The 22,334-nt window shown below is 65.3% G+C and carries 20 protein-coding genes and 1 pseudogene; 10 read left to right on the top strand and 11 right to left on the bottom strand.

Translation table 11 applies throughout. The annotated features are described in order from the left end of the window. Nucleotides 1-162: 162 nt before the first annotated feature. From LU493_RS17195 to mpl, 3 genes are all read right to left on the bottom strand, one after another. Nucleotides 163-786 carry a LysE family translocator gene (locus LU493_RS17195; RefSeq protein ID WP_275289031.1) on the bottom strand — a complete coding sequence of 208 codons (624 nt, stop codon included), beginning with the start codon at nucleotides 784-786 and terminating at the stop codon, nucleotides 163-165. 95 nt (nucleotides 787-881) lie between these two features. Then, nucleotides 882-1,514 (bottom strand): flavin prenyltransferase UbiX, encoded by a 633-nt coding sequence (locus tag LU493_RS17190; RefSeq protein WP_275289030.1) that lies wholly within the window; start codon nucleotides 1,512-1,514, stop codon nucleotides 882-884. Beyond that, entirely contained in the window at nucleotides 1,504-2,874 is a 1,371-nt protein-coding gene (gene mpl, locus LU493_RS17185) for a UDP-N-acetylmuramate:L-alanyl-gamma-D-glutamyl-meso-diaminopimelate ligase (protein ID WP_275289029.1), read from the bottom strand. The genes LU493_RS17190 and mpl overlap by 11 nt, the downstream gene beginning before the upstream one ends. 220 nt (nucleotides 2,875-3,094) lie before the next feature. On the opposite strand from mpl, the gene LU493_RS17180 reads away from it, so the two are divergent. Next, nucleotides 3,095-4,354, top strand: a complete 1,260-nt coding sequence (locus LU493_RS17180) for a 6-phosphofructokinase (protein ID WP_275289028.1) — start codon at nucleotides 3,095-3,097, stop codon at nucleotides 4,352-4,354. A gap of 190 nt (nucleotides 4,355-4,544) precedes the next feature. Here LU493_RS17180 and LU493_RS17175 read toward each other — a convergent pair whose 3' ends face one another. Further along, nucleotides 4,545-6,269, bottom strand: coding sequence for a bifunctional protein-serine/threonine kinase/phosphatase (locus LU493_RS17175; protein WP_275289027.1), 1,725 nt, complete (start codon nucleotides 6,267-6,269; stop codon nucleotides 4,545-4,547). Nucleotides 6,270-6,481: 212 nt separating this feature from the next. Between LU493_RS17175 and ppa the strand changes: the two genes are divergently transcribed. Beyond that, complete coding sequence (gene ppa / locus LU493_RS17170) at nucleotides 6,482-7,012, top strand: inorganic diphosphatase (protein WP_275289026.1); 531 nt, start codon at nucleotides 6,482-6,484, stop codon at nucleotides 7,010-7,012. A 71-nt stretch (nucleotides 7,013-7,083) separates the two neighbouring features. On the opposite strand, the gene LU493_RS17165 is transcribed toward ppa, so the two are convergent. Then, a complete protein-coding gene (locus tag LU493_RS17165) occupies nucleotides 7,084-8,217 on the bottom strand; it encodes a DUF2333 family protein (RefSeq protein ID WP_275289025.1) in 1,134 nt (377 codons plus the stop codon). A gap of 157 nt (nucleotides 8,218-8,374) precedes the next feature. On the opposite strand from LU493_RS17165, the gene dsbD reads away from it, so the two are divergent. From dsbD to purH, 7 genes are all read left to right on the top strand, one after another. Next, nucleotides 8,375-10,300: a protein-disulfide reductase DsbD gene (gene dsbD / locus LU493_RS17160; RefSeq protein ID WP_275289024.1), complete on the top strand. Its 1,926-nt coding sequence runs from the start codon at nucleotides 8,375-8,377 to the stop codon at nucleotides 10,298-10,300. A gap of 138 nt (nucleotides 10,301-10,438) precedes the next feature. Beyond that, complete coding sequence (gene accB / locus LU493_RS17155) at nucleotides 10,439-10,906, top strand: acetyl-CoA carboxylase biotin carboxyl carrier protein (protein ID WP_275289023.1); 468 nt, start codon at nucleotides 10,439-10,441, stop codon at nucleotides 10,904-10,906. 28 nt (nucleotides 10,907-10,934) lie between these two features. Further along, complete coding sequence (accC, locus tag LU493_RS17150) at nucleotides 10,935-12,275, top strand: acetyl-CoA carboxylase biotin carboxylase subunit (RefSeq protein WP_275289022.1); 1,341 nt, start codon at nucleotides 10,935-10,937, stop codon at nucleotides 12,273-12,275. An 87-nt stretch (nucleotides 12,276-12,362) separates the two neighbouring features. Continuing rightward, the gene (prmA, locus tag LU493_RS17145; protein ID WP_275289021.1) at nucleotides 12,363-13,277 is read left to right on the top strand and encodes a 50S ribosomal protein L11 methyltransferase; all 915 of its coding nucleotides are present in this window, start codon (nucleotides 12,363-12,365) and stop codon (nucleotides 13,275-13,277) included. A gap of 66 nt (nucleotides 13,278-13,343) precedes the next feature. Next, nucleotides 13,344-14,402 carry a tRNA dihydrouridine synthase DusB gene (dusB, locus tag LU493_RS17140; protein ID WP_275289020.1) on the top strand — a complete coding sequence of 353 codons (1,059 nt, stop codon included), beginning with the start codon at nucleotides 13,344-13,346 and terminating at the stop codon, nucleotides 14,400-14,402. Then, nucleotides 14,399-14,728: a DNA-binding transcriptional regulator Fis gene (fis, locus tag LU493_RS17135; RefSeq protein WP_428994578.1), complete on the top strand. Its 330-nt coding sequence runs from the start codon at nucleotides 14,399-14,401 to the stop codon at nucleotides 14,726-14,728. The genes dusB and fis overlap by 4 nt, the downstream gene beginning before the upstream one ends. 68 nt (nucleotides 14,729-14,796) lie before the next feature. Then, nucleotides 14,797-16,377, top strand: a complete 1,581-nt coding sequence (purH, locus tag LU493_RS17130; protein WP_275289019.1) for a bifunctional phosphoribosylaminoimidazolecarboxamide formyltransferase/IMP cyclohydrolase — start codon at nucleotides 14,797-14,799, stop codon at nucleotides 16,375-16,377. 235 nt (nucleotides 16,378-16,612) lie between these two features. Here the strand turns inward: purH and LU493_RS17125 are convergent, their stop codons facing one another. From LU493_RS17125 to LU493_RS17100, 6 genes and pseudogenes are all read right to left on the bottom strand, one after another. Continuing rightward, nucleotides 16,613-18,085, bottom strand: coding sequence for an NAD-dependent succinate-semialdehyde dehydrogenase (locus tag LU493_RS17125; RefSeq protein ID WP_275289018.1), 1,473 nt, complete (start codon nucleotides 18,083-18,085; stop codon nucleotides 16,613-16,615). A gap of 104 nt (nucleotides 18,086-18,189) precedes the next feature. Then, on the bottom strand, nucleotides 18,190-18,600 hold the full coding sequence (folX, locus tag LU493_RS17120; protein ID WP_275289017.1) for a dihydroneopterin triphosphate 2'-epimerase: 411 nt from the start codon (nucleotides 18,598-18,600) through the stop codon (nucleotides 18,190-18,192). Between the two features lie 8 nt (nucleotides 18,601-18,608). Continuing rightward, the gene (gene folE, locus LU493_RS17115) at nucleotides 18,609-19,166 is read right to left on the bottom strand and encodes a GTP cyclohydrolase I FolE (RefSeq protein WP_275289016.1); all 558 of its coding nucleotides are present in this window, start codon (nucleotides 19,164-19,166) and stop codon (nucleotides 18,609-18,611) included. Nucleotides 19,167-19,354: 188 nt separating this feature from the next. Then, complete coding sequence (locus LU493_RS17110; RefSeq protein ID WP_275289015.1) at nucleotides 19,355-20,341, bottom strand: serine/threonine protein kinase; 987 nt, start codon at nucleotides 20,339-20,341, stop codon at nucleotides 19,355-19,357. 116 nt (nucleotides 20,342-20,457) lie between these two features. Then, the gene (locus LU493_RS17105) at nucleotides 20,458-20,958 is read right to left on the bottom strand and encodes a ComF family protein (RefSeq protein ID WP_275289032.1); all 501 of its coding nucleotides are present in this window, start codon (nucleotides 20,956-20,958) and stop codon (nucleotides 20,458-20,460) included. A gap of 57 nt (nucleotides 20,959-21,015) precedes the next feature. Continuing rightward, nucleotides 21,016-21,162 (bottom strand): annotated as a pseudogene (locus LU493_RS17100) (ComF family protein); the annotation flags it as partial. A gap of 71 nt (nucleotides 21,163-21,233) precedes the next feature. On the opposite strand from LU493_RS17100, the gene bioB reads away from it, so the two are divergent. Next, nucleotides 21,234-22,331, top strand: a complete 1,098-nt coding sequence (gene bioB / locus LU493_RS17095) for a biotin synthase BioB (RefSeq protein ID WP_275289014.1) — start codon at nucleotides 21,234-21,236, stop codon at nucleotides 22,329-22,331. Nucleotides 22,332-22,334 lie beyond the last annotated feature (3 nt).

Here is a 22,334-nt window from a genome sequence, read left to right as displayed (position 1 = left end):
CGTAAGCCGTAAGCCGTAAGCCGTAAGCCGTAAGCCGTAAGCCGTAAGCCAGGATAATACCGCCGACCGCTCAAGTGGCGATGGTTTTTCTTACAGCTTACAGCTCTTAACTTACAGCTCCGGGCGAAGTCCGGTTACAGCTCCCGGCGAAGCCGGGCCGGATCATCCCAACGCCAGCCAGATGCCGACCCCCACCATCAAGGTTCCGGCGATGCGGTTGAGCAGGCGCACGTTGCGGCTCTTGCCCAGCAGGTGGCGCAGGGTCTGCCCGCCGGTGGCATAGGTGACCAGCGCCAGGAATTCGATGGTCAGGATGAGCAGGATCAACAGCGCGAGCTGACCCGCCAGGGGCCGGTCAGCATCGAGGAACGGCGGCAAGAGGGCCACGAAAAAGGCCCAGCCCTTGGGGTTGGCCACCGCCGTGACGAACCCTTGCACCGCCAGCTCACGGCGCCCAGCCGTGGCCTGGGCATCCAGCTCCTCGGGAACCGCCATGCGCCCCCGCGAACGCCACATCATCACGCCCAGATAGATCAGGTAGGCCCCCCCGAGCCACTTGAACACGGCAAAGATCTCGGGCTGGCGCAGCATCAGCGTCGCCACCCCGGCCCCGGCGGCGGCGGCCACCAGCCCGACCCCAGCCAGCTCGCCGATCATCATCCACAGGGTCCGCCGCACCCCCTGAGTCATGCCCAGCACCATGGCCAGCGTCATGCACATGCCGGGCGTCAGGGAAACGAGCAGAAACGTCGGCACGAAGGCCGACAGCAGGCCCAGGCTGACCATTCGAGAAACCTCCATGTCAATTGGCTGGGCAGCGCCTCCCTAATTGCTGGTCGCCGCCCGGGTCGGGTTTTTCTTCCCGCTTCAAGCTTATGGCTTCAAGCTCCCGGCGAAGCCGGGTCCCCCCAGCGCGGCATCAATCGATGCGATATCCCCAGCTGATTGAGGATGCGCGCCACGATGAAGTCGATCATGTCCTCCACCTCGCGCGGGCGATGATAGAACCCCGGTGCCGCCGGCATCACCACCGCCCCCAGGCGAGTCAGGGCCAGCATGTGTTCCAGGTGGATCGCCGACAAGGGCGTCTCGCGGGGCACCAGCACCAGGTTGCGACGCTCCTTCAGGGCCACATCCGCCGCGCGCTCGATGAGATTGTTGCTGGCGCCACAGGCAACGGCCGAGAGCGTGCCGGTGGAGCAGGGGCAGATCACCATGGCCGAACTGGCGCCCGAACCGGACGCCACCGGCGCCATCCAGTCTTCGCGGCCGAAACAGCGAATCTGACCGGGCCGTGCGCCGAAACGCTCGGTGAGCGCCTCCGTCAAGCGCTCGGGTCGTGCCGGCAGGTCACTATCGGTCTCCGTGGCGATAACCATATGGGCGGCCTTGGAGATCATCACCCAGACTTCATGCTCGGCGGCCACCAGCACCTCGATCAGCCGCAGCCCGTACTGGGCCCCGGACGCACCGGTGATGGCCACGGTGACGGGCGGCTGCAATTCATCGGCCATGGGTGTCCTCCAGTGCGGCCAGCAGTCGTTCGTGAATCCCGCCGAATCCCCCGTTGGACATCACCACGATACGATCCCCGGCCCTGGCCTCGGCAACCAGTGCGGCCACCAAGGCCTCCAGGTCATCGTACTCGCGGCCCGGCGTCGTGGCGGCCTCGATCATTGGCGCCAGCGCCCAGTCCAGTTCCGGTGGCTGGTACCAGTAGGCCAGGTCGGCACTCGCCACACTGGCGGCGAGCCGCTCGCGCAGGGTCCCCAGCCGCATGGTGTTGGATCGCGGCTCGATCACCGCCAGCAGTCGCCCCCTGTCTCCGCTGGCACGCATTCCGTCCAGGGTGGCAGCAATCGCCGTGGGATGATGGGCGAAGTCATCGATCACGCGGATACCCGCGACGTCTCCCCGCAGTTCCTGGCGACGCCGAGGGGTCTCGAAGCGGGCCAGGGCCTCGCTACCCCGAGACAGGGAAACCCCGCACGCATGGGCGGCTGCCAGCGCGGCCAGCGCATTGCTGGCGTTGTAGGTACCACTCAAGGCCCAGTCGACCGTGGCCTGCTGGTCGCCATGCTCGACCCGGAAGCGACCCGCATCATCGCGCTCGAGTACCAATCGCCAGTCGCTGTCCGGAGATTGGCCGAAGCGCTCGACCGGCGTCCAGCAGCCCTGCTCGAGCACGCGATCCAGCGCCGGCGCGTCGTCGGCCACCAACAGTTTTCCCTTGCCGGGCACGGTCCGGACCAGGTGATGAAACTGACGCTCGATGGCCGCCAGGTCGGGAAAGATATCGGCATGATCGAACTCGAGATTGCCCAGGACGGCGATCTCGGGACGGTAATGGACGAACTTGGACCGCTTGTCGAAGAAGGCCGTGTCATATTCGTCGGCCTCGACCACGAAGGGAGCATCCTGTGCCCCCAGACGCGCCGAGACACCGAAATTGCGCGGCACGCCCCCGATCAAGAACCCCGGCGACAACCCCGCCGACTCCAGCAGCCAGGCCACCAGACTCGCCGTCGTCGTCTTGCCATGCGTCCCGGCCACGGCGATGACGCGACGCCCCGGCAACACATGCTCCGCCAGCCACTGGGGCCCCGATACATAAGGCACGTCCAGATCGAGCAAGGCCTCCACTTCGGGATTGCCGCGCGACAAGGCATTGCCGACCACCACCAGATCGGGGCGCGGCTCGAGATTGGCGGCGCGGTATCCCTCCATCAACGTGATGCCGGCTTCCTGCAGTTGAGTGCTCATGGGCGGATAGACGCCCGCGTCGGAACCGCTGACCCGCAGCCCCTGCTCACGGGCCAGCAGGGCCAGGCTACCCATGAAGGTGCCACAGATGCCGAGAATGTGAAGATGCATGCCGTCTCCGCAGGAAATTCGTGCCAGACTGCCTGGCGGAAAGCGGCAGACTAGCATGGCACCCGCGCCCCCTCCAGCCATCGCGGGGCGAGGCCATGGGATGCAGCGACCCGGGCGATGGGCTAGAATCCCCGCTTGCTCCGAACCCTCGGCGGCGCCGACATGCGACAGGAACGTCGCCGGCCGCACGCCCTCGATGCGACATCAACAGGATAGCTCCATGGCTCAGCACAACGCCTTTTATGCCCAGTCCGGCGGCGTCACCGCCGTGATCAATGCCAGCGCCTGCGGCGTCATCGAAGCCTGCCGTCGCCACGACGACCGGATCGGCAAGGTCTATGCCGGGCACAACGGCATCATCGGCGCCCTGACCGAGGACCTGATCGACGTCAGCCAGGAAAGCGACGAGGCCATCGCGGCGCTGCGTCATACCCCGGCCGGCGCCTTCGGCTCCTGCCGCTACAAGCTCAAGGACATCGAGACTCACCGCGCCCAGTACGAGCGGCTGATCGAGGTCTTCCGCGCCCACGACATCCGCTACTTCTTCTACAACGGCGGCGGCGACAGCGCCGATACCTGCCTGAAGGTCTCTCAGCTCTCCGAGAAGATGGGCTATCCGCTCACCGCCATCCACGTGCCCAAGACAGTGGACAACGACCTGCCGATCACCGACAACTCGCCGGGCTTCGGCAGCGTGGCCAAGTACATCGCCACCTCGACCCTGGAAGCGTCCCTGGACATTGCCTCCATGTGCGCCACCTCCACCAAGGTATTCGTGCTCGAGGTCATGGGCCGCCATGCCGGCTGGATCGCCGCCTCCGGTGCCCTGGCCGGCCAGGGCGAGGGCGATCCCCCCCATCTGGTGATCTTCCCCGAGATCGACTTCGACCGCGCGGCAGTCATGGCCCGCGTCGAGGAATCGGTCAAGCACTACGGCTACTGCGTGATCGTGGTCTCCGAAGGCGCCCGCTACGAAGACGGCACCTTCCTGGCGGATTCCGGCAACACCGATGCCTTCGGCCATCGCCAGCTGGGCGGCGTGGCACCGACCCTGGCCGGCATGATCAAGCAGGACCTCGGCTACAAGTACCACTGGGCGGTGGCCGACTACCTGCAACGCGCCGCGCGCCACCTGGCCTCCAAGACCGATGTCGACCAGGCCTACGCCGTCGGCGAAAAGGCCGTGGAACTGGCACTGGACGGGCAGAACGCCCAGATGCCCGCCATCAAGCGCACCAGCGACGCGCCCTATGCATGGACCGTCGAGCCCGCACCGCTGGCCGACGTGGCCAACCGCGAGAAGTTCATGCCTCGAGAGTTCATCCGCGAGGACGGCTTCGGTATCACCGAGGAATGCCGCCGTTACCTCGCTCCCCTGATCCAGGGCGAAGACTTTCCGCCCTTCGAGAACGGCCTGCCGAAGGTCGCCAGGCTCGCCAAGCACCGCGTCGAACGCAAGCTGCCCGAGTTCAAGCTCTAAAGCTGGAAGCTGGAAGCTGGAAGCTGGAAGCTGGAAGGCAGCATGAACCCCGACGGCATGGGGTCAAGGGTTTTTCTTCCGGCTTCCGGCTTCCGGCTTCAAGCTTACGACTTCAGGCTCCGGACGAAGTCCGGTCGGCTTTTCTTCCAGCTTCAAGCTGATAACTTACAGCTCCGGGCGCAGCCCGGTTCTAGCGCAGCAACCAGGACAACACCAATAACAGCAGCAGAATCCCCGCCACCCCCTGCCAGAAGAGGGCCGGTTCGCGGGATGCTCCGCCATCTTCCATGCCCCCTTGCGTATCGCTGCCCGGTCCCCGCAAGGCGTGGAGAAATTCCGACAGTCGCCGAAATCGCAGGGCACGCTGGGGCGCCAGAGCGCGACGCAGGGTATCGTCCAGCGCCGGCGACACCTCGGGGTTGAGGGTCCGGGCGCTGCGATAGGTCATCTGCTCCAGGTCGGTGTGCCGCAACAGGTCCTTGGTCGGCAATGAATAGGGCAGCTCACCGGTGAACAACCAGTACACCGTGGAGGCCAGCGAATACTGGTCACTGCGCCGACCCACCTCATCGTCCAGCGCATACTCCGGGGCACTGTGTGCGGTCAACCCGACCTGACGCACCAGGCTACGCGAGCGTCGATGGCCATCGACGTCGCGCAGATGACAGGCGCTGAAATCGGCCAGGACCACCTGACCGTGCCTGTCGATCAGCACATTGTCGGGATGCACCTGCTGGTGCAGCAGGTCGCGGTGATGCAGCGCCTGCAGGGCCTTGCCCATCTGGATGGCAATATCGAGACGCTGCGCCAGGCTCGCCTGGGGATGGCGACGCGCCCAGGCGGTGAGCGTCTCGCCTTCGACATAGGCCATCAGGTAATAGAGGAAACGGCGTGGCCGCGAGGGCTCCATGACCTTGACCACGAAGGGCGAATGCACCCGCTCCACCACCCACTGCTGCAGCAGGAAATGCTCCAGGTAAGCATTGCGAGTGGACAGTTCGGGACTCGGCGCCTTCATCACCATTTCCCGATCGCTGCGCAGATCACGCACGCGATAGACACGTGACTGTGCCGTCCGCGACAGCACCGACAGCACTTCCAGGCCATCCAGTCGCTCCCCCACCGACAGCTCCGGGGGGATCGGCAGGTCGCCGTAGACCTTGCCGGGCCGGTCGTCTTCTTCATCGGGCAACTCATCGATGCGCACCAGTTGGAAGCAGAACTGGTCGCCACCGTAGCCGCGCTCCTGGGCACGCGCCCGGGCGGTCTGGGCCAGTCGCTCGCAGGCGGCATCCAGGTCGCTGGCATCCTGGCGGATCAGGCCAACGTAATCGGACGGCATCAAGGTCCCCTGCACCGCCTGGGTGGTGAACAGGAAGATATCTCCCTGCTTGAGGGGCAGACGCACGTAATCGATATCGATGCTGGCATCCATGCCCAGCGCCCGGGACGGATAGCGATACCCTCCGAGATCGGTGACGTGATCACGCGAGAGTTGCTCGAATTCGGCGCCACGCAGACGAAACACCAGGGTATCGCCCATGTGGAAGAGATGCGCCTCGCGCCCGCGATAGATCATGGCGGACAGCGAGCTCACATAGCTGCCATCGCTCACCTGGCGACTCTGACCGAAGCACCAGCCATTGAGCGAGCGCAGCACTCGATTGGCCGACGTCTTCACGTCCCAGTGACCGGGTGTCGAGAAGTAATCGGCCAGAAAGCCACGCACACTGATGTCACCGGCTTGCTTGGCCAGGGTGTTGCGGGTGGTGGAGTCGCTGATCAGGGCGCAGGCGCCCTTGGTCGACAATTGCAGTGCCTCGGGCATGAGGACCGACATCGAACTGCGATGTCGACGCCGTTCCGGCGCCACGAAGGCCTGACCGTAACTCAGAGACAGTTGCGCGGATGCCAAGATATTCTCCTCGGGCTCGCGGCGACTCGCCGGACGCACCGGCGGCTCAACAGGGGGCCATCATACACGTCGTCCGCAACGCTGGCTCGTCCATCGAGGCCGTGACTGCCTCGACACGACCCGAGGGGGATTGGTAATCCCCCCGACGGCTTCGTATAATTCGCCGCATTTGCTCCAATCGACCCGGACACTCGCCAGAGAAGGACGCCCTCATGAACTTCGATAACATCCCCGCCGGCAAGGACCTGCCCAACGACGTCTACGTGGCGATCGAAATCCCCGCCAACCATGCACCGGTCAAGTACGAGATCGACAAGGACATGGGCGCGCTGCTGGTCGATCGCTTCATGGCCACGCCGATGTTCTACCCGGCCAACTACGGTTTCATCCCCCACACCCTGGCCGATGACGGCGATCCCCTCGACGCCCTCGTGGTGACGCCCTACCCGGTCACTCCCGGCAGCGTGATTCGTGCCCGCCCGGTCGGCATTCTCAACATGACCGACGAGGCCGGCGAGGACGCCAAGCTGGTGTGCGTACCGCATCCCAAGCTGTCCAGCCTCTACGATGACATCCAGGAGGTCACCGACCTGCCTGAGCTGCTGCGCCAGCAGATCGCCCACTTCTTCGAGAACTACAAGGATCTCGAGAAAGGCAAGTGGGTGAAGGTGGAATCCTGGGAAGGCGTCGACGCCGCCCGCAAGGCCATCGAGAAGTCCGTGGCCGCCTACGACAAGGCCTGATCTGCCTATCCTGTGCACTGAAAGGGCCGCCCACCGGGCGGCCCTTCGTCGTCGAGTCTCCCTTTTCTCTTTCAGCCTTCACTCGACCGAGTGGCGTCGCCCTCTTCCATTCCGCCACTCCGGGAAGACGAACCCCGGGACTCGGGTACGCCCGTGTCGGCTTCGGCGCCTGATTTCTCGGCGGGTGCCTCATCTTCTTCCATGCCCTCATCCGGGGCAGGCAGCCCCTCGGCCAAATCACGCACCAGATCCCTGGCCTTCAACACATGGCTGGCCATCACCAGGGAATGGTTGGCGAAGATGCCGAACCCCGAACCATTGAGCACCACCGGACTCCAGAGGCGACGCTGACTACGCTCCAGGGCCACGGCAAGGGCATTCCAACGCTCGGAAAGCCCGGCGGCCTCCAGCACATCCGCCTGATCGCGACGCACCGCCGCCAGCAGATGGCGCAGCGCCCAGGCCTGCCCCCGGGCCTCGAAGAAGACATTGTCGACCCGATACCAGGGGGTCGACTCGGGCAGCGAGGCCACCGGCACTCCCAGTTCGGCGAGTCGCTCCTTGTCGCCGACACTGGCGGAGAGGCGCCCGCCGAGATCGTCGAGCGCCTCGGCGACCCCCGACAACCAGGGGGCCAGGCCCTGCCCGCCGTCACCGAAGCCGACGTCCCCGGGCTCCCCTAGCCGCACCAGGTAGTCGTCCAGCTCGTCGAGGGCCTGACGAACATGATGTTCCGTGGAAGGATAGAACCAGTCACGACCATCACCGCGCAGGCTGACCGCCGTCGACTCGAGCGCTTCAGTCGAGCCTTTCGCCATGGCCGGCATCGCCGCCACCAGGCCGCGAGCCTGACGCAATACGCCATATTCCCAGGCCGGCATATTGTCGAGCCACAGGCCCGGCGGCGCGATGTCGTTGCGCAGATAGCCACCGGGCTTGTCGAGCAGGGTCGCCAGGGTGGTCCGCAGACCGGCGACGGTCACCGCACCGCGTGCGGCCGTACCGCCTCCGCGTTGCTCGGCGACGGCCTGTTCCACATCGAAGTTCGCCGGTGTCCGGCTCCACCACACGCCCAATGCCAACGTCGCCACCAGATACAGGACCAGCAGCACCAGCAATGGCTTCCAGATCCAGCCATACTGCGGCCGCTCAAGCACCTCGACCTTGCTGCGTCGGCGAATCGCGCCCTTTCTCGTCAATCCCATTTGCGTGTTTCCCTGTCGTAAGATTACGGAGATGAACGACCATGGTCATGACGCCATGCTGGTCGACTGCGTTTGAGCATAGCGGCACAATCTCGGAACCCCAAGCCATCACGCGAGTCTCAACCGCGCTACCCACGTCTCGGAGAAAGGACCCCCCGTGTCACAGCTTCGCCGTTTCGCCTGTTTCATCCTGCTGCTACTGCCATTGACGGCCCAGGCCGGCTGGTTTTCCTCGGGCGACGAATCGGACTTCCTGCCGGTCATGGAAGCCTTCCAGCCCAGTGTCTGGCATGACGGCGATACCTTGAAGATCGGCTTCGAAAACGCCGAGGGCTACTATCTGTACCGACATCGGTTCGATGTGGCCACCCGAAACGCAGACGCCACCCTGGGCACGCTCGAGCTCCCTCCGGGCGAACCCAAGACCGATGAATTCCTCGGCGAGGTCAACGTCTACTATGATCGCGTGGTCCTCGAAGCCCCTCTCGACACGCCTCACCAGGGCCCTCTGGACCTGACGCTGACCTTCCAGGGATGCGCCGACGCCGGTCTCTGCTATCCGCCCGAGACCATCGAGCTCCAGGCGCCGGAGAGCCAGGCGCCGGCCGCCTTCGTCGATTGGCAGTCGCCATCAGAGAACGGCGGGACAGCCTCTCGAGCGACCACCCCCGAGGCAGACGAGGCAACGGCAAAGGAGGCCCCCCGCAGCGAGGATGGCCACTTCAGCGCCCTGATACGCGATGCCAGCCTGCCTCTGGTTCTGGGACTCTTCCTGCTCGCTGGCCTGGGACTGACCTTCACCCCCTGCGTGCTGCCGATGGTGCCGATCCTGTCGTCGATCATCGTCGGCCAGAATCCCGGCCGTCCCCGTGCCTTCGCCCTCTCGGCCAGCTACGTGGCCGGCATGGCCGCCACCTATGCCGCGGTGGGCGTGCTCATGGGCCTGTTCGGTGCCGGCCTGAACCTGCAGGCCAGGCTGCAGTCCGCGCCGGTACTGATCGTTTTTGCCATCCTCTTCGTTCTCTTCGCGCTGGCCATGTTCGGCACCTTCGACCTGCGCCTCTCCCCACGACTGACGCGGCATCTCGATGCCTGGCAAGACAAGGCCCGACACAGCGGCCCCCCGGGCCTCGCGCTGGCCGGGGCATTGTCGGTACTGGTGGTCTCACCCTGCGTCTCTGCGCCCCTGGCCGGAGCCCTGGTCTTCATCTCTTCCACCGGCGATGCCCTGATCGGCGGCGCCGCCCTGCTCGCCCTTGCCCTCGGCATGGGGATCCCCCTGCTGCTGGTCGGCACCTTCGGCACCACCCTGTTGCCACGCACCGGCCCCTGGATGAACGGCATCAAGAGTGCCTTCGGCATTCTGTTGCTGGGGGTGGCGATCTGGCTGGTCGAGCGCCTGCTGCCGGGCGCTATCGTCCTGTTGCTGTGGGCCGCCCTGACCATCGGCACGGCACTGGCACTGGGCGCCCTGAACGTCGACCAGGCTCAGGGCTGGCCGCGGGTTCGCCAGGCCGCCGGCCTGCTGCTGCTGACCTGGGGCATCACCCTGATCATCGGCGCTTCTCGGGGCGCCCAGGATCCGCTGCGCCCCCTCGCCCCGGCAACCACGACGGCCCTTCCCGCATCGTCACCCGAGCAGGACGCCCATCAAGACATCACCGTGGTCGAGAGCCTCGACGAACTGCAGACGGCGCTGGCCGCCACCGACACACCCGCCATGGTCAATGTCACCGCCGAGTGGTGCATCTCCTGCACGGTCATGGAACGAGAGGTCTTTCCCGCTCCCGCCGTGGTGGCCGCCCTCGACGATTTCCGGCGCATCGATGTGGATGTCACCGAAAGTGGCGAGACCAGTCGCGAGCTGCTCGATCATTTTCGCCTGTTCGGCCCGCCGAGCCTGCTATTCTTCGACGGCAGCCGCGAATTGCGCGAGGCGCGAATACAAGGCGAGGTCGACGCCCCCGACCTGGCCTCGCACCTGAGCGAAGTGGCCGCCTGGTTGCGGCGGGATCAGGCCGCATCAGGCCGCGTGAACACGCTAAACGAACAGCGTTCGTTGCTGGCTGGACATCCACGTTGATTTTCGGCAAACTCCGCTGACATCAGCCATCACGGCGCCTAGAGACGGCAAAGCACGCCAATTTGCCGCGATCTATTAAGAAATCGCCCGGGTTGACAGCGCCGGGCGGCCCCAGAACCCACCGATCGAGACAACGTCATGGATATCCGTAAGGTCAAGAAGCTGATCGAGCTATTGGAAGAGTCGAACATCAGCGAGATCGAGATCCAGGAAGGCGAAGAGTCGGTTCGCATCAGCCGTCACCCCAACGGGACGGAACAGCCCCAGCCAGCCGCTCCCGCCTGGCCGCAACCGGCCGCCGCACCGGCACCGCAACCGGCCGCGACACCTGCGGAACCCGCCGCCGAGGCCGATGAAGGTCCCGGCTACCAGGGCCAGGCGATCCTCTCTCCCATGGTCGGCACCTTCTACCGGGCACCGGCACCGGGCGCCAAGGTCTTCGTCGAACTCGGCCAGAGCGTCAAGAAAGGCGAAACCGTGTGCATAGTCGAAGCGATGAAGATGATGAACCAGATCGAAGCCGACCGTGACGGCGTGGTCGAAGCGATTCTGGTCGAGGACGGCGAGCCGGTCGAGTTCGAGCAACCGATGGTCGTCATTTCCTGATCTTCCCACAACACTGGCGGATTCCATCATGCTGGACAAGGTTCTCATCGCCAATCGCGGCGAGATCGCCCTGCGCATCCTGCGCGCCTGCAAGGAACTGGGCATTCGGACAGTCGCGGTCCACTCCAAGGCCGACCGCGAGCTGATGCACGTACGCCTGGCCGACGAGGCCGTCTGCATCGGCCCCGCCCCCTCGGCCCAGTCCTACCTCAACATCCCGGCGCTGATCAGTGCCGCCGAGGTCACCGACACCAGCGCCATCCATCCCGGCTACGGCTTTCTCTCCGAGAACGCCGACTTCGCCGAGCAGGTCGAGCGCTCCGGCTTCACCTTCATCGGCCCGACCGCCGAGACCATCCGCCTGATGGGCGACAAGGTCAGCGCCATCAGCGCCATGAAGGAAGCCGGCGTCCCCACGGTGCCCGGCTCCAACGGCCCGCTCGGTGACGACGAGGGCGAGATACTCGCCACCGCGCGGCGTATCGGCTACCCGGTAATCATCAAGGCCGCCGCTGGCGGTGGCGGGCGTGGCATGCGCGTGGTGCACACCGAAGGCCACCTGCTCTCCGCGGTCAACGTGACCCGCACCGAGGCGCACTCCTCCTTCGGCGACGGCACCGTCTACATGGAGAAGTTCCTCGAGAACCCTCGCCACGTCGAGGTGCAGGTGCTGGCCGACGGCCAGGGCAACGCCATCCACCTCTACGACCGGGACTGCTCCCTGCAGCGTCGTCACCAGAAGGTGCTCGAGGAAGCCCCCGCCCCCGGCCTGGACCAGCAGGCCCGACAGCAGGTCTTCGAGGCCTGCCGGGACGCCTGCCTCAAGATCGGCTACCGCGGGGCCGGCACGTTCGAGTTCCTCTACGAGAACGGCGAGTTCTTCTTCATCGAAATGAACACCCGGGTACAGGTCGAGCATCCGGTAACCGAGATGGTGACCGGCGTCGACATCGTCCGCGAACAGTTGCGTATCGCCTCCGGACTTCCCCTGTCGATCCGTCAGGAAGACGTCAAGCTGTCCGGCCATGCCTTCGAGTGTCGTATCAACGCCGAGGATCCCAGGACCTTCATGCCTTCCCCGGGCCGGGTCACGCTCTATCACCCGCCCGGCGGCCTCGGGGTGCGCATGGACTCCCACGTCTACACCGGTTACTCGGTGCCACCCCACTACGACTCGCTGATCGGCAAGCTGATCACCTGGGGCGACGACCGCGAAACGGCACTGATCCGCATGCGCAACGCCCTGGACGAGTTGCTGGTCGAAGGCATCAAGACCAACATCGACCTGCACAAGGATCTGGTCCGCGACGGCTACTTCCAGCAGGGCGGCGTCAATATCCACTACCTGGAGAAGAAGCTCGGCCTTTGACACCGGCCGATGCTCCCTCCCCCGACGGGGCGGCGAACGCCGCCCCGTCGTCGTTCCAACCACCGCGCCAATCACCCGGGAGTCCCCATGCCCTGGCTGCAACTCAAGGCCCGCATCGCGCCGGAACACGCCGAATTGCTCGAGGAACTGCTGCTGGACGAAGGCGCCACCGCCATCACCCTGCAGGATGCCCAGGACGATCCGCTCTTCGAGCCCGAGCGCGGCACCACGCCCCTCTGGAACGAGACGGTACTCACCGGCCTCTATGACGACCTCGAAGGGCTCTCGGCCATGCTCGAGCGCCTGGCCGCCGCCTGGGCCGAGGCCATGCCGGGCGAGCCGTGCCCCGAGATCGAACACGAACTGCTCGCCGACCGCGACTGGGAGCGGGAATGGATGGCCGACTTCGAGCCCCTGCGCATGGGCGAGCGTCTGTGGATCGTGCCGAGCTGGCACCAGGCGCCGGACCCGAAAGCGGTCAACCTGCTGCTGGACCCGGGGCTGGCCTTCGGCACCGGCACTCATCCCACCACCGCACTATGTCTCGCCTGGCTGGATGCCCTCTCCGTGGACGGTGCATTGGCCGATCGAGACGTGCTCGACGTGGGCTGCGGTTCCGGCATCCTGGCCATCGCCGCCCTGAAGCTCGGCGCTCGCCACGCCACGGGCACCGACATCGATCCCCAGGCCCTTACCGCCAGCCGTGACAATGCCGAACGCAATGGCATCGAGGAGCCGGCATTGCGCCTCGAATACCCCGAGTCGCTCGAAGCCGAGGCGAGATTCCCGCTGGTGGTCGCCAATATCCTGGCCGGCCCCTTGGTGGAACTCGCCGACGAGATTGCCGAGCGCGTCGCCCCCGGTGGTCGGCTCGCCCTGTCCGGGATCCTGGAAACCCAGGCCGATGAGGTACTCGCGACCTATAGCGCGCGCGGCCTGGTGATGGATGAACCGGAGGTACGCGAAGGCTGGGTGCGTCTCACCGGACGACGTTCGACCTGAGTGGCCTTCACCCAGAATGGCGGGGGGCGTATGATGTGTCCCCCTTTTCAGCAGCTGATCGAGAGCATGTCCGATTCCAGCCCACTACCACGCATTGGTCGCCACACCTTGCCCAACCGGGCCATTCTGGCCCCCATGGTCGGCGTGACCGATCGCCCCTTCCGGGCGCTCGCTCGTCGCCTGGGCGCAGGCCTGGTGGTGGGCGAGATGGTGACCTCGGATCCCGGCCTGTGGCATACCCGCAAGTCGCGGCTGCGCTTGGACCATCGCGGGGAACCCGGCCCCCGAGCCGTGCAGATCGCCGGCGGTGACGCCGCCATGCTCGCCGAGGCCGCTCGGCTCAACGCCGAAATGGGCGCCGAGATCATCGACATCAACATGGGCTGCCCGGCCAAGAAAGTCTGCAACAAGGCGGCCGGCTCGGCCCTGCTGCGCGACGAAGCGCTGGTCGCCGAGATCCTCGAGGCCGTGGTCGGCGCCGTGGACATACCGGTCACGCTGAAGATCCGCACCGGCTGGTGCGCCGACAGCAACAATGGGGTGCGCGTGGCCCGTCTGGCCGAATCGGCGGGCATCCGGGCGCTCGCCGTGCACGGCCGCCATCGCCAGCAGCGCTACAGTGGCGAAGCGGAGTACGACACCATCGCCGCCATCAAGTCGACCGTGGGCATTCCGGTGTTCGCCAACGGCGATATCGATTCTCCCGAGAAGGCTCGCCACGTCCTCGACTATACTGGGGCGGATGCGGTGATGATCGGGCGCGGCGCCCAGGGGAATCCCTGGATCTTTCGCGAGATCGATCACTACCTGCGCCATGGCCGACGAATGGCGCCCCCCGACGATGCCGAGCGCGTCGCGGTGTTGCGCGGCCACCTGTCGGCCCTGCATGACTTTTACGGTGAACACATGGGCGTGCGCATCGCGCGCAAGCACATCGGCTGGTACCTCGCCGGCGATGCCCGCTTCGACGACACCGCACGCAAGCGCCTTCGTGCCACCTTCAACGGCCTGGACAACGCCAACGACCAGTGCCGCTTCATCGACGAACTGTTTCGTCATGGTCCCGCCGACGCGATGTCAGAGGTCGTCCGGGGCATGACATCGGATGGAACCTGTGCCGCATGACCAGCAGCCAAGCCTTTACCCAGTCTTCCGCGCTGCCCGAGATCGAACCCCGGGCCTCTCGCGACACCGCCGATGACGGCGCCCCCGCCCCCGGCGACGATATGCTCCTGCGTGATGCCGTGGACGCCGCCATGCGTCGCTACTTCGACCACCTGGATGGCTGCGAGGTGACCGACCTGCACGCCATGGTGATCGCCGAAGTCGAGGCTCCCCTGCTCGCCTCGGTGCTGGAGCACGCTCAGGGCAACCAGACCCGCGCCGCCGAGATGCTGGGGCTCAATCGGGGTACCCTGCGCAAGAAACTCAAGCACTATGGATTGATCTGAACACGAGGGCGCCCCGGGCGCCCTCGTCGCGCTTTTCCCGTCACTACGCCCGCAACTGAGTGATTTTCATGGCCCAATCCACTTCTTCCGTCGCATCGGTCCGTCGAGCCCTGATCAGCGTGTCCGACAAGACCGGCATCGTCGATTTCGCACGCGGCCTGCGCGATCGAGACGTCGAGCTGCTCTCCACGGGCGGTACCTATCGCCTGCTGCGCGACAATGGCGTTCCCGTCACCGAGGTCTCCGAGCACACCGGCTTCCCCGAGATCATGGACGGTCGCGTCAAGACGCTGCATCCCAAGATCCACGGCGGCATCCTCGGCCGGCGCGGCCAGGACGACGCCGTCATGGCCGAGCACGACATCGCGGCCATCGACATGGTGGTGGTCAACCTCTACCCGTTCACCGAAACCGTGGCGCGCCCCGACTGCACTCTCGAGGACGCCATCGAGAACATCGACATCGGCGGACCGACCATGGTGCGGGCTTGTGCCAAGAATCATGCCCATACCACCATCGTGGTCAATGCCGACGATTACGGCCGAGTCCTCGATGAACTCGACCAGGGCGGCATCGATCAGGCGACCCGTTTCGACCTCGCCGTGAAGGCCTTCGAGCACACCGCCGGCTACGATGCGGCCATCGCCAATTACCTTGGGGCTCGCGCCGAGGGCGGCGAAGAAGGCTTTCCGCGCACCTACAACCTGCAGTTCCACAAGAAGCAGTCCATGCGTTACGGCGAGAACCCGCACCAGGCCGCCGCCTTCTATGTGGACCCCACCAGCCGGGAACCCGGCGTGGCCACGGCCCGCACCCTGCAGGGCAAGCCTCTGTCCTTCAACAACGTCGCCGATACCGATGCCGCCTTCGAGTGCGTCAAGGGCTTCGGCGAGACCGCCTGCGTGATCGTCAAGCACGCCAACCCTTGCGGCGTGGCCGTCGGCGAGAGCGCCCTGTCGGCCTATGACAAGGCCTTCGCCACCGATCCGACCAGCGCCTTCGGCGGCATCATTGCCTTCAACGTCCCCCTCGACGCCGAAACCGCCCGGGCGATCATCGACCGCCAGTTCGTCGAGGTGATCATCGCCCCCGGCGTGGACGAGGCGGCCTGCGAGATCGTCGCCGAGAAGAAGAACGTCCGTCTGCTCGACGTCGCCGAGCACTGGCCGGGCGAACGCGAACAAGGCCACGACCTCAAGCGCGTCACCGGCGGCCTGCTGGTCCAGGATCGCGATCTGGGCATGGTCGATCGGGACGATATCAGCGTGGTCTCGGAGCGTGTGCCGACGGAGCAGGAAATGCGCGATCTGACCTTCGCCTGGAAGGTCGGCAAGTTCGTCAAGTCCAACGCCATCGTCTACGCCAAGGGCGGCCAGACCATCGGTGTCGGCGCCGGTCAGATGAGCCGCGTCTACTCGGCCAAGATCGCCGGCATCAAGGCCGCCGATGAAGGCCTGTCAGTCCCCGGCTCGGTCATGGCCAGCGACGCCTTCTTCCCCTTCCGCGACGGCATCGACGCCGCCGCCGCGTCCGGCATCACCGCCGTCATCCAGCCCGGCGGCTCCATGCGCGACCAGGAAGTCATCGACGCCGCCAACGAGGCCGGCATCGCCATGGTGTTCACCGGGATGCGACACTTCCGCCATTGACGCCTGCGGCAAGACACGAGTGGCGAGATACGAGCCGCGAGCAAACAGGAGCTCGAAGCTCGAAGCTCGAAGCTCGAAGCTCGAAGCTCGAAGCTCGAAGCTCGAAGCTCGAAGCTCGAAGCTCGAAAGCAGCATAGCGAGCCTCTACTCGAAAAAAACAAACCCTCCACCGCCATGGCGGGGAGGGTTTTCTTCTTTCTTCCAGGCGCGTAGCGCCGTTCTTCAAGCTTCCAGCTTAATCCCCGAGATCGATACACAGGTACTTGGTCTCGAGGAATTCCTCGATGCCCTGGTGACCGCCCTCGCGACCGAGCCCGGAGGCCTTGACGCCGCCGAAGGGTGCCGCGGCGTTGGAGATCAGGCCGGTGTTGATGCCGACCATGCCGTATTCCAGGGCATCGGCGACGCGCCAGACGCGCCCCAGGTCGCGGGAGTAGAAGTAGGAGGCCAGGCCGTATTCGGTGTCATTGGCCATGCGCACGGCGTCTTCTTCGTCATCGAAGGGGAAGACCGCGGCCAGTGGCCCGAAGGTCTCCTCGCTGGCCACCTTCATGCCATCATTGGCCTCGGTGATCAGCGTCGGCGTAAAGAAATTGCCGCCCAGCGGATGGGGATGGCCGCCCAGCAGCAATTCGGCGCCATGCTCGACGGCATCCTGCACGTGCTCGGAAACCTTCTCCACGGCCTTCTCGTCAATCAGTGGGCCGATATTGACGCCTTCCTGGGAGCCATCGCCGACCTTGAGTTCGCTGTTCATCGCCACCGCCAGCTTCTCGCAGAAGGCATTGACCACGCTCGATTGCACCAGGAAACGGTTGGTGCACACGCAGGTCTGGCCAGCGTTGCGGAACTTGGCCGCCATGGCGCCTTCCACGGCCGCATCCAGGTCGGCATCCTCGAAGACGATGAAGGGCGCATTGCCGCCGAGCTCCAGGGAAATCTTCTGCACGTGACGCGAGGCCTGGGACATCAATTGACGCCCCACCTCGGTGGACCCGGTGAAGGTGATCTTGCGCACTACCGACGACTCGGTCAGGGCATCGGCGATTTCCGAGGCACGACCGGGCACCACATTGAACACGCCGCGTGGAATCCCGGCCCGCTCGGCAAGCATGGCCAGGGCGGTGGCCGAGAACGGCGTCTGGCTGGCCGGCTTGACCACGAAGGTACAGCCCGCCGCCAGTGCCGCACCGGCCTTGCGGGTGATCATCGCGGCCGGGAAGTTCCAGGGGGTGATGGCGCCCACCACCCCCACCGGCTGCTGGGTGACCACGATGCGCTGGTTCGCCGAAGAAGCCGGCACCGTCTCGCCATTGATGCGGCGAGCCTGTTCCGCGAACCAGCGCAGGAAACTTGCCGCATAGGCGATCTCGCCCGAAGCTTCCTTGAGGGGCTTGCCCTGCTCATGGGTCATGATGGTGGCCAGATCGGTCTGGTGCTCGAGCATCAGGTCATGCCACTTCATCAGCGCATCGGCGCGCTCCAGGGCGGTCAAGGCCTTCCAGGCCGGGAAGGCGGCCTCGGCGGCAGCGATGGCCCGCTCGGTTTCCGCCCGTCCCAGGCGAGGTACACTGCCCACGGCATCGCCGGTGGCCGGATTGACCACCTCGATCTGCTCACCACTATCGGCGGCAACCCAGCTCCCATCGATATAAGCGAAGGGGCAGTACAACTGGGTTTCCTTCAGGTTCTCCTTCAGGGCTTCCATGGTCGACTCCTGGCGTCAAGGCGCTTGGTGAGAATTGATCTCCATGCTAAGCGCATGGGGGCTGGCACGCCAACCATTCGACATCGCCACGACGCCGCCATGGCTCAGTTGCCTCGCTTCGGCTCCCGGGAGTCCGACAGGGTGATCGATACGGAGTCGGCGAAGCGCAAGGCATGGGGCTTGTCGATCTCCACCTGGGCGGTGAGCACCTGCTCGAAGCTCATGATCAGATCGAGCACTTCCCGTGTCATGCGCTCCAGCAATTGAAAGCGGTTGTCCTCCACATGGGCGATGACCTGCTTGGTGATGGTGCGATAATTCAGTGCCTGCTCGATATGATTGAACGCCAGCGCCTTGTCGGCGCGATAGCGAATCACCGCATTGACCACCACATCCTGGCGATTGCGGATCTCGTCTTCCTTGATGCCGATGTAGGTCCGCAGCCGCAGATTCTTGATGCGTATGGTGGCCAGCTCATGGTCGAGATGCTGATCATCCAGGGCGAGCATTGCCATAGTGTCTCCTACCTACCTTGAACCAGGGTCAGGAATTCCTGTCGCGTGCTTTGCGACTCCCGGAAGGCACCCAGCATCACCGAGGACGTCATGCTCGAGTTCTGCTTCTCGACTCCCCGCATCATCATGCACAGGTGGCGCGCCTCGATCACCACTGCCACACCGCGAGCATCGGTGACCTGCTGGACCGCTTCGGCGATCTGGCGAGTCAGGTTCTCCTGGATCTGCATGCGCCGCGCGTACATGTCGACGATGCGCGCAAACTTGGAGAGCCCCAGCACCTTGCCACGGGGCATGTAGGCGATGTGACACTTGCCGGTGAACGGCAGCAGGTGGTGCTCGCAGATCGAATACAGCTCGATGTCCTTGATCAGCACCATCTCATCGGTATCCGACTCGAAAACGGCGCCGTTGACGATCTCTTCCAGGGACTGGAAATAACCGCGATTCAGGAATTGCATGGCCTTGGCGGCACGCTTGGGCGTATCGCGCAGGCCCTCCCGGTCAGGATCCTCTCCGAGTTCCTGTATGATCTGGCGGTAGTGGTCGGCGAGTTGTTCGGTCATCCTCAGGCCCCATGCAGTGTCGTTATTGCGGTGCGTCGGCGCGGCCACCACGCCTTGACATCGAAGTGTCACCCCGTGGTCATCTTCCCGGGGTCAAAGGAGGACGATTCTAGCGCATGCCATGCGCCAACGCAGTCCCGCGCCGTGATCTGATCCACCCCGATGGCTTAGATGGCCGTCGGCACGCTTCACGCTCGTCCGGGTGTCGCGGCCTCCAGCACCCGTCGTTGTTGCTCGAGCTGGCGGATATGGTCATCCCAGTAACCGGCGTCGGCCAGCCAGGGGAAGGCCACCGGAAAGGCGGGATCCTCCCACCGCGCCACCAGCCAGGCACTGTGTCGTATCAGGCGAAAGGCCCGTAGCGGCTCGATCAGGGCCAGTTCACCTCGCTCGAAGTCACGGTGCTGTTCGTAGCCTTCGATCACCTCGGAGAGCTGCATCTGCCACTCCCCTTCTTCCTGTCCGGTCAGCAGCATCCAGATATCCTGCACCGCCGGCGCCATCAGACAGTCGTCGAAATCCACCAGGCCGAAGGCCTCATCGCGTCCCAGCATATTGCCGAGATGACAATCGCCATGCACGCGGATGCTGCGCTCCGGCGCCCAGCCGCGGTCCACCAGGGCGCTGCGCAGGGCATCGGTCACCCCGGTGTAGGCCCGGCGTTGGCGCCGGTCGAGCCAGGGGCTGGCCAACACGCCATCGCACGCCTCCGTCACCATGTCGCCCAGATTCAAGGTGCGACGGTGAGCGAACCGACGGGTTTCCCCCACGGCATGCATGGCGCCGATGACCTCTCCCAGGGCGAACAGATGGGCCGGATTTTCCAGCTCGGGCGCCTGTCCCGGAAGTTGCGGGTAGAGCGCGAAGCGAAATCCCTCGGCGTTATGCAGGCTGACACCATTCTCATCGCGCCAGGGGGCGGCGACCGACACATTCGCTGCCGACAGCTCGGCCAGGAAGTCGTGCTCTTCCTGAATCTGGGCATCGCGCCAGCGTCCCGGTCGATAGAACTTCACCACCCAGCGCCGGCGCTCGTCGTCATGCACCAGATAGACCCGGTTCTCGTAGCTGTTCAGGGCAAAGGGTTCGCCGGGCAGCCAGAACCCCAGGGACTCCACTGCCGCCACCACCCTGGAGGGCTCGAGGCGGGCAAAGGGATGGATCGAGGTTTCCATTCGGCGCTCCTGATTCAATCGACTGTCAGGCATGCTAACAGAGCGCCGGGCCTCGAGTCGGCGTCATGCACTGGCGCGACCCGACAGGCGGCCCACCATCGAGCGAACGGAGCCGGTCAGGGCAACGGCGTGCGCGCCACGGCCCAGGCTTCGACACGCTCGGCTCCGGCCTGATGACAGGCACGGGCCAGGGCGTCGAGGGTCGCGCCGGTGGTCATCACATCGTCGAGCAACGCCACCTCGGGCGGCAGTGGCGTCTCGACCCGGAAGGCGGCGCGCAGATTGCCGCGTCGCCGTTGACGATCCAGCCCCCGCTGGCTCGGCGTGTCGCGATGTCGCTGCGCCACCACCAGAGGAATATCCAGACGCGCCGATAGCCGCTCGGCCAGCCAGTACGCCTGATCGAAGCCCCGTTGCCGGGCTCGCCGACGATGCAACGGCACCGCCAGCAATGCCTGGGGACGTGGCGCTTCCCGCAGCGCGTCCTCCAGCAGCGCAAGCAGCAGACTGCCGGCCCGCGGCGAGGCCTGGAACTTGAAGCGTTGCATCACCCTTCGCAACTCGTCTTCGTAACGCAGCGGAACACGAGCCGTATCGAAGGCCGGCATCCGCTTCATGCAGCGACCACAGCGACGACCTTGCAGCCTCCCGGGCAGCGGCTCGGCGCATGTCGGACAGGCCGGCAGGTTCCATGGCAGCGCAAGGTGGCAGGCCTGGCACCAGGGAGCCGTCGACTCGCAGACCGCAAGACAGAACGCACAGCGACCGGGCAGTAATCGTCTCAGCCAGTCGTCAACCTTTAAATCATGAATGGTTGACATGAACCGGCGACGCCTTACCCTATCGGTCAACCGTGACCAATATGAAAAGTTGACCAAAAGCGAGCCCTCCCATGCCAGCCCCCTATCACGATAATGCCGCGGTTGATCTGACCCTAGACACCCGACACGACCTTCGCCACGACTGGCGTCTGGAAGAGATCGAAGCCCTGTTTGCCCTGCCCTTCAACGACCTGCTGTTCCGCGCTCAGCAGGTGCATCGGGCGCATTTCGATCCCAATGCCGTGCAGGTCTCGACGCTGCTGTCGATCAAGACCGGTGCCTGCCCCGAGGACTGCAAATACTGTCCCCAGTCAGGCCACTACAACACCGGGCTCGGCAAGGAGAAGCTGCTCGAGATCGAGAAGGTGGTGGAGCAGGCCCGCGCCGCCAAGGAGGCGGGTGCCAGCCGCTTCTGCATGGGGGCCGCCTGGCGCAGCCCCCGGGAACGTGACCTGGAGGTGGTGCTGGAGATGGTCGGCCGGGTCAAGGCCCTGGGCCTGGAGACCTGCATGACCCTGGGCATGGTCGATACCGACCAGGCAAGCAGGCTGGCCGAGGCGGGCCTGGATTACTACAACCACAACCTGGATACCTCGCCGGAATACTATGGCGAGATCATCACGACCCGCTCCTATGCCGACCGCCTGGATACTCTGGCCAACGTTCGCGACGCCGGCATGAAAGTCTGTTCGGGCGGCATCCTCGGCATGGGCGAGGCTCCCCGGGATCGTGCCGCTCTGCTGCAGCAACTGGCGTGCCTGAATCCGCATCCGGAGTCGGTGCCCATCAACATGCTGGTCAAGGTACCGGGCACACCGATGGAAAACGTCGAGGACCTGGACCCGCTCGAGTTCATCCGCGCCATCGCGGTGGCCCGCATCCTCATGCCGACGAGCCACGTCCGCCTGTCCGCCGGTCGCGAGCAGATGGACGAGTCGACCCAGGCCATGGCCTTTCTCGCCGGGGCCAACTCCATCTTCTATGGCGACACCCTGCTGACGACGGGCAACCCCCAGGTCGAACGTGACCGGGCGCTGTTCGACAAGCTCGGCCTGCACCCGGAGCAACGCGACACCCGTACCGACGATGAGCGTGCCGAAACCGCACTGGCCCATGCCATCCAGCGCCAGCGCGATGATGCCCTCTTCTACGACGCCGCCCAGGCCTGAATC

Origin of the sequence: Halomonas elongata, assembly GCF_029081005.1 — a bacterium.
GTDB lineage: Bacteria > Pseudomonadota > Gammaproteobacteria > Pseudomonadales > Halomonadaceae > Halomonas > Halomonas elongata_B.
The sequence above is the reverse complement of the archived record's forward strand: the minus strand, read 5'-3'. Positions and strand labels throughout refer to the sequence as shown.

What these genes read in the sequence shown, in the direction of transcription:
- LU493_RS17165 (WP_275289025.1), bottom strand. Translation starts at nt 8,217, where the DNA reads ATGGGATTGACGAGAAAGGGCGCGATTCGCCGACGCAGCAAGGTCGAG.
- mpl (WP_275289029.1), bottom strand. Translation starts at nt 2,874, where the DNA reads ATGCATCTTCACATTCTCGGCATCTGTGGCACCTTCATGGGTAGCCTG.
- folX (WP_275289017.1), bottom strand. Translation starts at nt 18,600, where the DNA reads ATGGCAATGCTCGCCCTGGATGATCAGCATCTCGACCATGAGCTGGCC.
- LU493_RS17125 (WP_275289018.1), bottom strand. Translation starts at nt 18,085, where the DNA reads ATGGAAGCCCTGAAGGAGAACCTGAAGGAAACCCAGTTGTACTGCCCC.
- LU493_RS17190 (WP_275289030.1), bottom strand. Translation starts at nt 1,514, where the DNA reads ATGGCCGATGAATTGCAGCCGCCCGTCACCGTGGCCATCACCGGTGCG.
- LU493_RS17105 (WP_275289032.1), bottom strand. Translation starts at nt 20,958, where the DNA reads ATGAAGCGGATGCCGGCCTTCGATACGGCTCGTGTTCCGCTGCGTTAC.
- LU493_RS17180 (WP_275289028.1), top strand. Translation starts at nt 3,095, where the DNA reads ATGGCTCAGCACAACGCCTTTTATGCCCAGTCCGGCGGCGTCACCGCC.
- ppa (WP_275289026.1), top strand. Translation starts at nt 6,482, where the DNA reads ATGAACTTCGATAACATCCCCGCCGGCAAGGACCTGCCCAACGACGTC.
- purH (WP_275289019.1), top strand. Translation starts at nt 14,797, where the DNA reads ATGGCCCAATCCACTTCTTCCGTCGCATCGGTCCGTCGAGCCCTGATC.
- prmA (WP_275289021.1), top strand. Translation starts at nt 12,363, where the DNA reads ATGCCCTGGCTGCAACTCAAGGCCCGCATCGCGCCGGAACACGCCGAA.
- accC (WP_275289022.1), top strand. Translation starts at nt 10,935, where the DNA reads ATGCTGGACAAGGTTCTCATCGCCAATCGCGGCGAGATCGCCCTGCGC.
- LU493_RS17110 (WP_275289015.1), bottom strand. Translation starts at nt 20,341, where the DNA reads ATGGAAACCTCGATCCATCCCTTTGCCCGCCTCGAGCCCTCCAGGGTG.
- folE (WP_275289016.1), bottom strand. Translation starts at nt 19,166, where the DNA reads ATGACCGAACAACTCGCCGACCACTACCGCCAGATCATACAGGAACTC.
- accB (WP_275289023.1), top strand. Translation starts at nt 10,439, where the DNA reads ATGGATATCCGTAAGGTCAAGAAGCTGATCGAGCTATTGGAAGAGTCG.
- fis (WP_428994578.1), top strand. Translation starts at nt 14,399, where the DNA reads ATGACCAGCAGCCAAGCCTTTACCCAGTCTTCCGCGCTGCCCGAGATC.
- LU493_RS17195 (WP_275289031.1), bottom strand. Translation starts at nt 786, where the DNA reads ATGGTCAGCCTGGGCCTGCTGTCGGCCTTCGTGCCGACGTTTCTGCTC.
- dusB (WP_275289020.1), top strand. Translation starts at nt 13,344, where the DNA reads ATGTCCGATTCCAGCCCACTACCACGCATTGGTCGCCACACCTTGCCC.
- bioB (WP_275289014.1), top strand. Translation starts at nt 21,234, where the DNA reads ATGCCAGCCCCCTATCACGATAATGCCGCGGTTGATCTGACCCTAGAC.